Below are 13,055 nucleotides of genomic sequence, written 5' to 3' on the forward strand. Positions count from 1 at the left end.
CGCCGTTCGCGGTGCGTCATCCGGCGCCTGGCGTTCACGGCGCAGCGGCCGCCTCTGCCTGCCACCAGCCGCCCCCCAGCGCCTGCAGCAGCGCCACGGAATCGGTAAAGCGGCTGGCGCTAGCCTGCGACAGCGAGAGCGCGGCCTGCCGGTACTGCCGCTCGGCATCGAGCACCGCAAGCTGGCTGACGCCGCCGAGACGATACTGGCCGGTCACGATCGACAGCGTCTCGGCGGCCTGCTTCGCACTCTCGGCGCGCGCCTGCAAGGTGTTGGCATCGGCCTCCAGCGCGCGCAGCGAATCCGCGACTTCACGCAGGCCCTGCAGCACCGTTTGCTGGTAGGCCGCGAGCGATTGCGCGTAGGCCGCTTGCGCCGCGCGCTTGCGCGCCACCAGCTCGCCGCCCCGGAACACCGGCTGCACCAGCCCCGCGGCCAGCGACCACACGTTGAGGCTGCCAAACAGATCGCGCGCGGAGAGCGCCTGCGTGCCGGCGTTGCCGGACAGCGTGAGCTGCGGATAGAGCTGCGCGGTGGCCACGCCGATATTGGCCGACGCCTGGTGCAGCAGCGCCTCGGCCGCACGGATATCCGGGCGCTGCCTTGCCATGGTGGAGGGCAGGCTCACCGGGAGCGTGGCGGGCAAGGTGAGATCTTCCAGCCGGAACTCGGGCAGCTCGGCGCTCGCGGGCGCCTGTCCCAGATACACGGCAAGCTGATGCCGCGTGGCCGCAAGCTGCTGCACCAGGCCCGGCAGCAAGGCCTGGCTCTGCGCCAGTTCATTGCGCTGGCGCAGCGCGTCCACCTGCGCCACGCCGCCGGCGCGCAAGCGTTGCTCGGTGATGGCGAGCTGGCGCTGCTGCGCCGCCACGATGGCCTCGGTGTCGGCAATCTGCGCGCGCAAGCCAGCCTCGCGGATGGCGGCCGTGGCCACGTTGCCAGCCAGCGTCAGGCGCGCGGCTTCCAGCTCGAAGCGTTGGTAGTCCACCGCCGCGCGCAGGCCTTCCAGTTCGCGGCGCTGGCCGCCGAACAGGTCGAGCGTGTAGGAGATTTCCACGCTGGCGCCATACAGCGTGAACGGCCCGGGGCTTGGGAAGGCGGTGATGCCGAGCGAGCTGAAGTCGACCTGCTGGCGCGTGGCGTTCAGCTTGGCGTCCACGCGCGGCAGCAGGCGCGCGCCGGTGGTGGCCACCAGTTCCTGGCGCGCCTGTTCGATGCGGGCCTGTGCCTGCGCCAGCGTCGGGCTGGCATCCAGCGCCGCGCGGATGGTGCGGTCCAGCGCGGGGCTGCGCAATAGCGCCCACCATTGGGCCGGCACGTCGGCGCCGCTCTCCAGCGTTTGCGCCTGGCCATGCGGTGCGTCGGCGGCGCTGGTGCGCGTTGGCTGCGTGCCGGCGGTATAGGACGGCGTGGCGGGCGCGGCTGGCGCGGTGAAGTCCGGGCCCACTGCGCAGCCCGAAAGCATGGCTGCCGCCAGTATGGCGAGGACCGTGCGGGATGTGGATATACCGTGTGGCGAGGCTTGCATGGCAGGCTCCTCAATCCAGCGTGCGGCGATAGAAGCGCACTGCAATGGTCATGACGACGACCGTGAACAGGGCCATCGGCCACACGTTCGGCCATAGCTCGGTCCAGCTGTTGCCCTTGAGCAGGATGCCGCGGATCAGGCGGTTGAAGTAGGTCATCGGCAGCAGGTTGCCAATGGCCTGCGCCCAGCGCGGCATCCCCTGGAAGGGAAACATGAAGCCGGACAGCAGGAGGTTCGGCAGGAAGTAGAAGAACGTCAGCTGCACCGCCTGCAACTGGTTTTGCGCAAGCGACGACAGCGTGATGCCCACGGTCAGGTTGGCGCCGATAAACAGCAGCGCCGCCAGGTAGACCGCAACCACCGAGCCGACAAAGGGCACGCCGAAGACCCAGCGCGCGGCCAGCAGGATGATGGTGGCCTGGATCAGGCCGATGAAGATGTAGGGGACGATCTTGCCGCTGATCACCTCCAGCGGCCTGACCGGCGTGGCGAGCAGGTTTTCCATGGTGCCGCGCTCGCGTTCGCGCGTCATCGCCAGGCCCGTCATCATGACCATGGTCATGGTCAGGATCACGCCCATCAGCCCGGGAATGATGTTGTACTGCGTGAGTCCCTCTGGGTTGTAAAGGCGCTGCACCTGCACGTCGAACGGCGGCTTGCCGCCCGCCAGGTGCGCCAGCGCGCCCTGCAGGTCCTTGTCCGCGACCGAGAACGGCAGCTGCGACAGCGCGGCGATGGCCGAGCCGGTGGCGGACGGGTCGGTGGCATCGGCCTCCACCAGCAGCGCCGGGCGTTCGCCACGCAGCAGCCGGCTGGTGAAGTCGGGCGGGATGCTGAGCACGAACTGCACCTCGCCCTTCATCAGCGCCTCGCGCCCGGCGGCTTCGTCGGGCAGGGTGCCGACCACGTTGAAGTAGGTGGTCGCCTGCATGCCGGCCACAAAGGAGCGGGTGAACTCGCTCTGGTCCGCGGCGATGACCGCGGTGGTGAGGTGGCGCGGATCGGTGTTGATGGCGAAGCCGAACAGCATCAGCTGCACGATGGGCAGGCCGACGATCATGCCGAAGGTGACGCGGTCCCGGCGCAGCTGCAGGAACTCCTTGAGCACGATGCTCCACCAGCGCTGCAAGGAGAGCGGGAAGCGTGCGCCGTTGGTGGCCTTGGCCGGTTCGCCTGCGTCGCGCGTCATGCCTGGGCCTCCTTGCCGTCCTGCCTGGTTTTTTGCTTTTGCTTTTGCTTGTCCGCGCGCATATTGTCATCGGCGCCGCTCATCATGTGGATGAAGACGTCTTCCAGGCTGGTCTCGATCGGCTCGATCCGGTGCTGCGGGCCGGCAACGCGGCGCAGCGTGGCTTCCAGCGCGGGCGCGTCGTGCCCGGTGACGTGCAGCGCGCTGCCGAACACCACGGTCTGTTCCACGCCCGGCGCGCCCTTGAGCTGATCCGACAGCGCGGAGAGCTGCTCGCCCTGCACGCTCCAGGTGACGAGCTTCTGGCTGGCCACCACTTCGCTTGCCGTGCCCTGCGCCAGCAGCTTGCCGTAGGCGATATAGGCGAGCTTGTGGCAACGCTCGGCTTCATCCATATAGTGCGTGCTGACCAGTACCGAGATGCCGCGCGCGGCTAGCTGGTGCAGTTGTTCCCAGAAATCGCGGCGCGCCTTCGGGTCGACCCCGGCGGTGGGCTCGTCCAGCAGCAACAGTTCTGGCTCATGCAGCAGGCAGGCGGCCAGCGCCAGGCGTTGCTTCCAGCCGCCCGAGAGCGCGCCGGCCAGTTGCTGCGCGCGGCTGGCCAGGCCGAGCTCCTCGAGCGCCTGGTCCACCGCCTCGCGCCGGCGCGGCATGCCGTACACGCGCGCCACGAAATCCAGGTTCTCGCGGATGGAGAGATCGTCCCAGTAGGAGAACTTCTGCGTCATGTACCCCACGCGCCGCTTGATCTCGGCGGTTTCGCGCAGGATGTCGTAGCCCAGGCAGGTGCCGGTGCCCGAGTCCGGTGTCAGCAGCCCGCACATCATGCGGATGGACGTGGTTTTGCCGCTGCCGTTCGGGCCGAGGAAGCCGAAGATCTCGCCGCGCGCGACTTGCATCGTCAGGTTGTTGACGACGTGCTTGTCACCGTAGTGCTTGTTGATGCCGTGCACGTCAATGGCCAGGGCGCTGGCTTTGCCGGGCCCGCCGTCCAGGGGCGCAACGGTCGCGGTCATGGCCTTGCCACCTCGACCGGCTGGCCCGGATGGAGCTTCGGCGCGTCGGCCGGTGCGGGCCGCGCTTCAATCAGGAACACCAGCTTGTTGCGCGTTTCATTGCTGTAGATCACCGGCGGCGTGTACTCGGCCTGGCTGGAGATGTAGGTGACCGTGGCCGCAATGGGCGCGGCGCAGCCATCGCAGCGCACGCGCACGGCCTCGCCATTCTTGAACGCGCCGAGCACGGCCTGCGGCACGTAGAAACGCACCTTGACGTTGCCCGGCGGCAGCAGCCGCACCACCGGGCTGCCGGCCGGCACCCAGTCGCCAAGACGGAAGGGCGTGTCGTAGACCAGGCCGGCCTGCGTGGCGGCCACGGTCTTGCGCGACAGCTTCCACTCGGCCTGCGCCAGCGCCGCGCGCGCGGCGGCTACCTGGGCTTGCTGGGCCGCCTGCTGCGCGGTGCGCCCCGGCAGCCGGGCCACGTCGATATCGCGCTGCAGCTCGCGCACGCGGGCGGCGTCGGAGGCGGCGGTGGCGCGGCTCTCTTCCAGCTGGGCCAGCGCGATCCCGCCGATGGCGTACTGGGCTTCGTCGCGCTTGCGTTGCGCGGCGCTGCGCACCGCGGCGGCTTGCGCCTGCGCCAGCTGGGCTCGGCTCACGTCGACTTCCGGCACGCGCTTGCCGGTCTGCAGGTCGGCAAGCTGAGACTCGGCCACGCGCACTTGTTCCGCTGCTTGCTGCCGGGCCGCGCGCTCGTCGTCGGCCTCCAGCGCGAACAGCGGCGCGCCGCTTGCCACCTGCTGCCCGCGCTGGACGGAGATCTGGTCCAGCCGGCCGGCAAAGGGGGAGGCCACGCTGACGAATTCACCCTCCACATAGCCTTGCCAGGAGGGTGGCGCAGGCTCGCCACAGGCAGACAGCAGCGCCGCGCCGATCAGGGCGGCCGATGGCCAGCCCGCACGCCGGTTCGGGACGGGGCGGGATGGATGAGGCTGAGCGTGGCGAGGCATGCGGGCTCCGTGGCGGGCAGGCTGGGTTCAGGCGGACGGCGGCGTGGCCGGCCCGGGCTGCGCTATCGGCGGTATCGGCGGTATCGGCGCGATCGGCGCGATCGGCGCGATCGGCGCGATCGGCGGTACTCCCAGGCCGTGCGCCAGCAGCGCGCTCACGTGGCGCACCAGCGCCTCGCTGTCGATGGTGCCGGCGCCGGGCAGGCGGCGCCAGATATGGGTGGTGGCCAGCGGCAGCAGCGTCAGGCCGATCAGCGACACCATCAGCAGCGCCGGCTCCAGGCTGGCGTTGATCTCGCCGCGCTCGCGCGCTGCCGCCAGCGGGCCGATCACCAGGCCGGCGCGCCGCAGCGCGATCGTCTGCAGCACGCGCTGATGCAGCTGGCCGTCCGCGCTAACGATCTCGCGGATCCACAGCCCGGGAAACCATGGCGTGGCGGCGGCGGTGCGGATCAGCCGCCCGGCAATGCCCACCAGCATGGCTGCGGCGTCCGCGCTGTCGGCCGAGGCCGGCGCGAACACCTGTTCCACCAGCGGCTGCAGGCGCTCGTCGACCACCGCGTCAAGCAACTGCTCGCGATCGCGGAAGTAGTAGTGCACGAGCGCCGGGGTGACGCCAGCATGGATGGCGATGGTCTTGATCGCCGTGGCGGCAACGCCGCGCTGGGCGAACAACTCGGTGGCGGCGTCCAGCAATTGCTCGCGCTGGCCCGCGCTACCCCCAAGCCCGGCGGCAGGGCGGCCCGGACGGCGGCCCGGGGGCGGGGTGGCAGTAGCAGGCGGCATGGCGGCTCCTGAGTCTGCAGATAATATTAATTTGTGAATTAATTAATTCAAGGTCGATTACAACGTGATCTTGCAGCCACTTGTCTTCCTGTTATGTTGCGTCGCAGCAATGCAAGGTAGACATGTCATAAACGCTTGGCTATGCTTCGTCCGCCCATCAGCCAGGCTTGCCCCTGAATCTGCCAGCTGCTGTTCCCCGGATTTTTCATGCTGCTTTGTCGCTTCCCCGCCGCCCCAGCGCGGCCACGCCTGTTTTTTGCCACTCGCCTGGCGGGCGTGGCCTTGTCGCTGGCCGGCCTTGCCGGCATGGCGGCCATGCCCGCCCAGGCGCAGGAAAAAGCCGAGGCAAGCAGCGGCGCGCCCGTGCAGGCCGATGCCCCCGAGGACTACGCCTTCCACGGCCAGACCACCTATATCTGGCAGCGCAAGCCATCCTTTGGCGCGGCCTATTCCGGCGCCAACAGCCTGACGGCGGACCGCGCCAAGAGCTACTCGTTCAGCACCACGCTCGATCTTGGCGTGCGCCTGTGGCGCGGCGCGGAGTTCCACTTCAATCCGGAGGTGACCCAGGGCGTGCCGTTCTCCGAGCTGCACGGCCTCGGCGGCCCGACTAACGGCGAGCTGGCCAAGGTATCGAGCACAAGTCCGGTGTTCTACCGGGCGCGCGCGTTTGTCCGCCAGACCTGGGGGCTGGGCGGTGGCAGCGAACAGGTGGACGCTGATTTCAACCAGCTGGCCGGCAGCGTCGACAAGCGCCGCGTGGTGCTGACCGCCGGCAACTTCGGCGTGCTGGACGTGTTCGACCAGAACGAGTACGGCTCCGACCCGCGCACCCAGTTCATGAACTGGTCGTTCATGGCGCACGGCTCCTTCGACTACCCGGCCGATGCGCGCGGCTACAACTGGGGCGTGGCGCTCGAGTACATTGGCGACATGTGGTCGGTGCGGCTTGGCCGCTTCCTGCAGCCGCTGGAGTCCAACGGGCTCGAACTCGATACGCGGATGTTCCAGCACTATGGCGACATCCTCGAGTTCGAGAAGCGCTACAACCTGGCCGGCCAGCCCGGCGTGGCGCGCCTGCTGCTCTGGCGCAACAAGGCGCGCATGGGCGCGTTCAGCGACGCGCTGCAACTCGGCGCCGCCACCGGCGCTGCGCCGGACGTGGCCAATGTGCGCGAGGAGCACGCCAAGATCGGCGCGGGACTGTCGCTGATGCAGCGGGTCAACGAATCGCTCGGCGTGTTCGCGCGCGCCAATATGTCGGACGACAAGACCGAGACCTATGCCTTTACGGAAATCGGCCGGCAGGTTGCCGCCGGCGGCGTGCTCAACGGCAATGCGTGGGGCCGGCCGCGCGATGTGGTTGGGTTGGCGATGTCGGTGAATATGCTGGGATCGCGGCACCAGGCTTACCTGGCTGCCGGCGGGCAGGGCGCTTTTCTTGGCGATGGCGCGCTGCGCTATGGTCCCGAGCAGATCGTTGAGCTGTTCTATAGCTTCCAGCCGGTCAAGTACCTGAGCATCAGCCCGGATTTCCAGTACATCCGCAATCCTGGCTACAACCGCGACCGCGGCCCGGCAAAGTTCTACGGCGTGCGCCTGCACGCGGAGTTCTGAGTCCCGGGGGCTGCGGCTTGCCGGTGGTTCAGTCGCCCAGCGCGCTCAACAATGCCCTGAGCTGTTTCGCCTTGGCGGGTCCAAGGCTGCGCACGATGCCGTCCTCATGCTGCTGCACCAGGCGATTGAGCCGCTTGGACAGCGCCAGTCCATCGTCGGTGGCGTAAAGCAGCACGCGGCGGTTGTCGTGCAGGTCGGGGCCGCGCATGGCCAGGCCATGGCCGATCATGCGGTCAACCAGCTTGGTCAGGGTGGGCGGATGCATCGCCAGTGCCTGGGCCACCTCGCCCATGGCGTGCCCTTGCTCGTCCGCCAGCACCCGCAGCACTTTCCAATGTTCGACCTGTACGCCTTCCGCCGCCAGCGCCTGTTCCAGCCGGGCGTGGACGGCGAGGTGGGCGCGTGACAGGAGTTGGGCTAGGTAGCTGTCGAAATCGCTCATGGGCAGGCCTGCGTGAAACACTGCGTTAGTATACGGGAAAACTTTCCCAGGAAAGCTTTCTGGCCTTGTCCTCGCTTGCTATTCTTGCGGACCGAGGCGCGCTGACAAGACGCGGCGTTACCGCCCTGCCCGGCAAGGAGACGAAGCCATGCAATGGAAACCACGGCAGCCCAGTTGCGCCCCGGCGCCGGACGACCCGGCTTTGACCTGCCTGGTCGATGCACAGCCGGCTGGCTACGGCGCGCGCCGCGCCGATTGCCTGAACGTCGGCTTGCTAGTGCCGGTGCGGGGCGCCGCGGGGATCTGGGGCCCGTCGGCACGCGCCTGCGCGCAGCTCGCGGCGGAAGAACTGAACCGGCAGGGTGGCATACGCGGGCGGGAGATCCGCCTCCAGGTGTTCAACGCCGTCGACGAGTGCCGCGATATCCCCGACTTGCTCGGCGGCCTGGTGTGCGAGGGCGAACTCGACGCCGTGGTCGGCATGCATACCAGCGCGGTGCGCTCACGCGTGCGCGCCGCCACGGGGGGACGGATTCCGTTTGTCTATACGCCGCTCTACGAAGGCGGCGAGTGCGCGCCCGGTGTCTACGCGATCGGTGAAACACCGGATCAGCAACTCTTGCCCGCGCTGGCGGCGATGTATCGCCAGTACCGCGCGCGCCGCTGGGTGTTCGTCGGCAATGACTGCGTCTGGCCGCGTGCCTCGCACGGGCTGGCCAGCGGCGCACTGAGGGCGCTGGGCGGGGAAGTGCTGGCCGATCGTTATGTGGAACACGGTTGCGCGTCCTATCGCAAGGTCCTGCAGGAGATCGAGAGGCTGCGGCCCGATGCGGTCCTGCTTTCGCTGATCGGGCAGGATGCCGTGCGTTTTAACCGCGAGTTCGGCGCATCGGGCCTGCAGCGGCGTGTGCGCCGGCTGTCGTGCGCCATCGAGGAAAACGGCTTGCTTGCCATCGGGGCCGCCAACACCGAGGGGCTGTTCGCGGCCGCTGGCTATTTCGCCGCCCTGCCCAGCGAGGCCAACATGGCCTTCAAGGAACGCTATCACGGCCGCTTTGGCGAACGGGCACCGGTGTTGAATGCGCTGGGGCAGTCCGTCTACGATGGCGTGCACTTCCTGGCGGCGCTGGCGGCTGCGCCGCAGCGCGCGCGGCGCACCGCGCCGCTGGTGTTCCGCAGCGTGCGCGGACTGTCCTGGCGCGGCAATGCACGGGTGCAGCAACCGGTCTTCCTGGCCGAGGCCAACGGCCACTTTTTCAACGTCGTCAGGCAACTCTGAGCCCACGGCCGTGTCGCCATGGTTTTCCCTAGCCGCTTAATATTTTCCTTGGAAATTATTTCTTTGGAAAATAATATGACGGCTGCCCCAGGATAGCGGGCCAGTCTTCTCATGCCTTCCCCACCTTCCCAGCCTTTCCCACCTTTCCCACCTTTTCCACCTTGCACAGGAGTACGCCATGACCGTGAAGCGCCCCACCCAGGCCCAGATGCGCGAGCTGATCGCCAGTCTGCACATGACGATGAGCGAGGCCGAATGCGCCGAGTACCTCGCCTTGATGGAGGGGAGCATCCAGGCCTACGACCGCGTCGACGAACTGCCTGACTTCCTGCCCGAGCCGAAGTACCCGCGCAGCGCGGGCTATCAGCCGCCGCCCCAGGAAAACCGCCTCAATGCCTGGTACGTCAAGACCGAAGTGAAGGGGGCCGCCGGTGGCGCGCTGGCAGGGCGCTCGGTCGTGCTCAAGGACAATATCTGCCTGGCCGGGGTGCCGATGATGAACGGCTCATCGACGCTGCAAGGCTACGTCCCCGATCTCGACGCCACCGTGGTGACGCGCATCCTCGATGCCGGCGGCACCATTGTCGGCAAGGCGCATTGCGAATGCTTCTGTCTGTCCGGCGGCAGCCATACCAACGCCACCGGCCCCGTGCACAACCCCTATCGGATGGGCTATATCGCGGGTGGGTCGTCCTCCGGCTGCGGCGCGCTGGTCGGGGCGGGCGAGGTGGAGATGGCGATCGGCGGCGACCAGGGCGGCTCGATCCGCATTCCGGCTGCGTTTTCCGGCTGCTATGGCATGAAGCCCACGCATGGGCTGGTTCCCTATACCGGCATCATGCCGATCGAATCCACCATCGACCACACCGGCCCGATGACCCGCACCGTGGCCGATAACGCCTTGCTGCTGGAAGTGATCGCCGGGGCGGATGGCCTGGACCCGCGCCAGTACGCGCCGAGGGTCGAGCGCTATACCGAGGCGCTCGGCAGGGGCGTGGCCGGCTTGCGCGTCGGCGTGGTGCGCGAAGGCTTTGGCCTGGCCAACAGTGAGGCCGATGTCGATGCCAAGGTACGCGAGGGTGCCCAGCGCCTGGCGCGGCTTGGCGCGGTGGTGGAGGAAGTCAGCATACCCATGCATCTGGACGGCGCCGCCATCTGGACGCCCATCGCGCTGGAAGGCTTGCAGGCGCAGATGATGCATGGCAACGGCATGGGCTTCAACTGGAAGGGCCTGTACACCACGAGCCTGCTGGAGCGCCATGCGGGCTGGCGCGAGCAGGCGGACCAGCTTTCGCCCTCGCTCAAGCTGTCGATGTTCATCGGCGAGTTCTTCATGCAGCAGTATGGCGGGCGCTTCTACGCCAAGGCGCAGAACCTCGCGCGTCAGCTGCGCCAGGCCTATGACGACACCTTGCAGCGCTATGACCTGCTGCTGATGCCGACCTTGCCGTTGAAGGCGCAGCCGATTCCCGCGCCCGGCGCGCCGCTGGCCGAAGTGATTCAGCGCGCCTTCGAGATGGTGGCCAATACGGCGCCGTTCGACGCCACCGGCCATCCGGCCATGAGCGTGCCCTGCGGGCTGGGCAACGGGCTGCCGATCGGCTTGATGCTGGTGGGCAAGCATTGGGATGAGGCGACCATCTACCGTGCCGCGCATGCCTTCGAGCAATCGGGAGACTGGCACAAGTTCTGATGGCGCAAAAAAAAGCCCGGCGCACGCGCCGGGCCTTCTCCCATCCCTTACGGCATCACTGCCGGGCGTTGCGCCGGTTGTCCGGCCACGGCGTGTTGAAGTTGGTGCGGAACGGATTGATATCCAGCCCGCCGCGCCGCGTATAGCGCGCATAAACCGCCAGCTTCACCGGCTTGCACTGCCGCATCACGTCGGTGAAGATCCGCTCCACGCATTGCTCATGGAACTCGTTGTGGTTGCGGAACGAGATCAGGTACTTGAGCAGTCCTTCCTGATTGATTGGCGCGCCCACGTAGCGGATCTGCACGCTGCCCCAGTCCGGCTGGCCGGTCACCAGGCAGTTGGACTTGAGCAGGTGCGAGACCAGCGTTTCTTCCACCGGCGGCTCGTCCTGGCTGGCATGCAGCAAGTGGGGTGCCGGCTCGTAGATGTCGGTCTCGATGTCGAGCCGGTCCAGCTGCACGCCGTCCAGCTCGGCCATCTTCTGCGTGCCGAGATCGGCCTCGGTCACCAGGCGCACCTGCACCGTGCCGCCGGTGGCCTCGGACAGGTCGTGGTGCAGCAGCTGCTGCAACGCTTCGGGCGAGGCGATCTTGCTCTGGTTGAATGAATTCAGGTAGAGCTTGAACGACTTGGACTCGACGATGTTGGGCGTGTCGGCCGGAATGATGAAGCTGGCCAGCGCCACCTGCGGCTTGCCCTTCATGTTCAGCCACGACAGCTCGTACGCGTTCCAGATGTCCACGCCGAAGAACGGCAGCGCGCGGCCTTGCGCCAGGCCGATCTCCGTGCGCTTGGGCTGGCGCGGGATCGGAAACAGCAACGTCGGGTCGTACTCGGTCTTGTAGGCCGAGGGTTTGCCTAGCGGCGATTGTTCGGGAAGGCTCATGGTTGCCTCGGATGATCAGGACAGGAACAGCTTGTACACGGGATTCTCGGTCTCTTCCCAGTGTACATAGCCCAGCGTGGCGAGGAAGGCGCGGAAGGCGCGCTTCTCGTTCTTGGGCACCTGGATGCCGACCAGGATGTTGGAGGTGTCGCCGCCCTGGTTGCGGTAGTGGAACAGGCTGATATTCCAGTTCGGGCTCATGCTCGACAGGAAGCGCATCAGCGCGCCCGGCCGCTCGGGGAACTCGAATCGGTACAGCAGTTCGTCATGCGCCAGCGGCGAGTGCCCGCCCACCATGTAGCGGATGTGCTGCTTGGCCAACTCATCGTTGGACAGGTCCAGCGTATCGAAGCCGTGGCGGCGGAATCCGGCGGCGATCTTCTCGTTCTCCGCGCGGCTCGCAATCTGCACGCCGACGAAGATATGCGCCATGCTGTTGTCGGCGATGCGGTAGTTGAACTCGGTCACATTGCGTGTGCCGAGCTGCTCGCAGAAGCGCTTGAAGCTGCCGCGTTCCTCGGGGATGCTGACCGCGAAGATTGCCTCGCGCGCCTCGCCCACCTCGGCACGCTCCGCCACGAAGCGCAGGCGGTCGAAGTTCATGTTCGCGCCGCAGGCAATGGCCACCAGATGCTGGCCCTTGAGCTTCTCGCGCTCGGCGTAGAGCTTCAGGCCGGCCACGGCCATGGCGCCGGCCGGCTCCAGGATGCTGCGGGTGTCCTGGAACACGTCCTTGAGCCCGGCGCAGATGGCGTCGGTGTCCACCAGGATGATCTCGTCGACCAGCTCGCGTGTGATGCGGAAGGTTTCCTTGCCGACCAGCTTCACGGCGGTGCCGTCCGAGAACAGGCCCACTTCCTTGAGTTCCACGCGCTTGCCTGCGTCCACCGAGCGCTTCATCGCGTCGGAGTCCACGGTCTGCACGCCGATCACCTTGATCTCCGGGCGCACGGCCTTGATGTACGACGCGATGCCGGAGATCAGGCCGCCACCGCCGATCGCCACGAACACCGCATGCAGCGGGCCCGGGTGCTGGCGCAGGATCTCCATGGCGATGGTGCCTTGGCCGGCGATGACTTCGGGATCGTCGAAGGGGTGGATGAAGGTCAGCTTGTGCTTTTTCTCCAGCACCGCGGCGTGGTTGTAGGCGTCGCTGTACGAATCGCCGTGCAGCACGATTTCCACCCACTCGCCGCCGCGCTCGCGTACCGCGTCGATCTTCACCTGCGGGGTGGTGACCGGCATCGCGATCAGCGCCTTGCACTTCAGGCGCGCGGCCGACAGCGCCACGCCCTGCGCATGATTGCCGGCCGAGGCTGCGATCACGCCGCGCTTGAGCTCTTCCGGCGACAGCGAGGCCATCTTGTTGTACGCGCCGCGCAGCTTGAACGAGAACACCGGCTGGGTGTCCTCGCGCTTGAACCACACCTTGTTGCCGGTGCGCGCGGAGAGCAGGTTTGCGTAGGTGAGATCGGTCTCCTGGGCCACGTCGTACACCTTGGCGGTCAGGATCTTTCTCAGGTAATCGGGTTTGCGGGTCATCGTGGACAGCCGGGGCGGGGATTGGCGGAAACCGGTAATGATAATGGATGGCGGGGGGCGGCGATGGCTGCACCTCCGC

At 67.5% G+C, this 13,055-nt stretch carries 11 protein-coding genes; 3 read left to right on the top strand and 8 right to left on the bottom strand.

Annotated elements, in window-relative coordinates; all coding sequences use genetic code 11:
- Positions 1–34: 34 nt before the first annotated feature.
- From ACX12D_RS02380 to ACX12D_RS02400, 5 genes are all read right to left on the bottom strand, one after another.
- Complete coding sequence (locus tag ACX12D_RS02380; protein ID WP_459372784.1) at positions 35–1,465, bottom strand: efflux transporter outer membrane subunit; 1,431 nt, start codon at positions 1,463–1,465, stop codon at positions 35–37.
- Between the two features lie 73 nt (positions 1,466–1,538).
- Positions 1,539–2,717, bottom strand: a complete 1,179-nt coding sequence (locus tag ACX12D_RS02385; RefSeq protein ID WP_459372785.1) for an ABC transporter permease — start codon at positions 2,715–2,717, stop codon at positions 1,539–1,541.
- The gene (locus ACX12D_RS02390) at positions 2,714–3,733 is read right to left on the bottom strand and encodes an ABC transporter ATP-binding protein (RefSeq protein WP_459372786.1); all 1,020 of its coding nucleotides are present in this window, start codon (positions 3,731–3,733) and stop codon (positions 2,714–2,716) included. Before ACX12D_RS02390 ends, ACX12D_RS02385 begins: the two co-directional genes overlap by 4 nt.
- A complete protein-coding gene (locus ACX12D_RS02395) occupies positions 3,730–4,728 on the bottom strand; it encodes an HlyD family secretion protein (RefSeq protein WP_459372787.1) in 999 nt (332 codons plus the stop codon). Before ACX12D_RS02395 ends, ACX12D_RS02390 begins: the two co-directional genes overlap by 4 nt.
- A gap of 27 nt (positions 4,729–4,755) precedes the next feature.
- On the bottom strand, positions 4,756–5,514 hold the full coding sequence (locus ACX12D_RS02400; RefSeq protein ID WP_459372788.1) for a TetR/AcrR family transcriptional regulator: 759 nt from the start codon (positions 5,512–5,514) through the stop codon (positions 4,756–4,758).
- A 207-nt stretch (positions 5,515–5,721) separates the two neighbouring features.
- Here ACX12D_RS02400 and ACX12D_RS02405 point away from each other — a divergent pair, with 207 nt between their 5' ends.
- Entirely contained in the window at positions 5,722–7,131 is a 1,410-nt protein-coding gene (locus ACX12D_RS02405) for a carbohydrate porin (RefSeq protein WP_459372789.1), read from the top strand.
- 28 nt (positions 7,132–7,159) lie between these two features.
- On the opposite strand, the gene ACX12D_RS02410 is transcribed toward ACX12D_RS02405, so the two are convergent.
- The gene (locus ACX12D_RS02410; RefSeq protein ID WP_459372790.1) at positions 7,160–7,573 is read right to left on the bottom strand and encodes a MarR family winged helix-turn-helix transcriptional regulator; all 414 of its coding nucleotides are present in this window, start codon (positions 7,571–7,573) and stop codon (positions 7,160–7,162) included.
- 148 nt (positions 7,574–7,721) lie between these two features.
- Between ACX12D_RS02410 and ACX12D_RS02415 the strand changes: the two genes are divergently transcribed.
- Together ACX12D_RS02415 and ACX12D_RS02420 are read left to right on the top strand one after the other, a co-directional pair.
- Complete coding sequence (locus ACX12D_RS02415) at positions 7,722–8,852, top strand: substrate-binding domain-containing protein (protein ID WP_459372791.1); 1,131 nt, start codon at positions 7,722–7,724, stop codon at positions 8,850–8,852.
- Between the two features lie 178 nt (positions 8,853–9,030).
- A complete protein-coding gene (locus tag ACX12D_RS02420; protein WP_459372792.1) occupies positions 9,031–10,545 on the top strand; it encodes an amidase in 1,515 nt (504 codons plus the stop codon).
- A gap of 55 nt (positions 10,546–10,600) precedes the next feature.
- Here ACX12D_RS02420 and queF read toward each other — a convergent pair whose 3' ends face one another.
- Positions 10,601–11,434, bottom strand: a complete 834-nt coding sequence (gene queF, locus ACX12D_RS02425; RefSeq protein WP_441632386.1) for an NADPH-dependent 7-cyano-7-deazaguanine reductase QueF — start codon at positions 11,432–11,434, stop codon at positions 10,601–10,603.
- Positions 11,435–11,449: 15 nt separating this feature from the next.
- Positions 11,450–12,976: a threonine ammonia-lyase, biosynthetic gene (gene ilvA / locus ACX12D_RS02430; protein WP_441632388.1), complete on the bottom strand. Its 1,527-nt coding sequence runs from the start codon at positions 12,974–12,976 to the stop codon at positions 11,450–11,452.
- Positions 12,977–13,055 lie beyond the last annotated feature (79 nt).

The sequence above is a fragment of the Cupriavidus sp. PET2-C1 genome, from assembly GCF_054515855.1.

What these genes read in the sequence shown, in the direction of transcription:
- ilvA (WP_441632388.1), bottom strand. Translation starts at nt 12,976, where the DNA reads ATGACCCGCAAACCCGATTACCTGAGAAAGATCCTGACCGCCAAGGTG.
- ACX12D_RS02395 (WP_459372787.1), bottom strand. Translation starts at nt 4,728, where the DNA reads ATGCCTCGCCACGCTCAGCCTCATCCATCCCGCCCCGTCCCGAACCGG.
- ACX12D_RS02405 (WP_459372789.1), top strand. Translation starts at nt 5,722, where the DNA reads ATGCTGCTTTGTCGCTTCCCCGCCGCCCCAGCGCGGCCACGCCTGTTT.
- ACX12D_RS02385 (WP_459372785.1), bottom strand. Translation starts at nt 2,717, where the DNA reads ATGACGCGCGACGCAGGCGAACCGGCCAAGGCCACCAACGGCGCACGC.
- ACX12D_RS02415 (WP_459372791.1), top strand. Translation starts at nt 7,722, where the DNA reads ATGCAATGGAAACCACGGCAGCCCAGTTGCGCCCCGGCGCCGGACGAC.
- ACX12D_RS02420 (WP_459372792.1), top strand. Translation starts at nt 9,031, where the DNA reads ATGACCGTGAAGCGCCCCACCCAGGCCCAGATGCGCGAGCTGATCGCC.
- ACX12D_RS02400 (WP_459372788.1), bottom strand. Translation starts at nt 5,514, where the DNA reads ATGCCGCCTGCTACTGCCACCCCGCCCCCGGGCCGCCGTCCGGGCCGC.
- ACX12D_RS02390 (WP_459372786.1), bottom strand. Translation starts at nt 3,733, where the DNA reads ATGACCGCGACCGTTGCGCCCCTGGACGGCGGGCCCGGCAAAGCCAGC.
- ACX12D_RS02380 (WP_459372784.1), bottom strand. Translation starts at nt 1,465, where the DNA reads ATGCTTTCGGGCTGCGCAGTGGGCCCGGACTTCACCGCGCCAGCCGCG.
- queF (WP_441632386.1), bottom strand. Translation starts at nt 11,434, where the DNA reads ATGAGCCTTCCCGAACAATCGCCGCTAGGCAAACCCTCGGCCTACAAG.
- ACX12D_RS02410 (WP_459372790.1), bottom strand. Translation starts at nt 7,573, where the DNA reads ATGAGCGATTTCGACAGCTACCTAGCCCAACTCCTGTCACGCGCCCAC.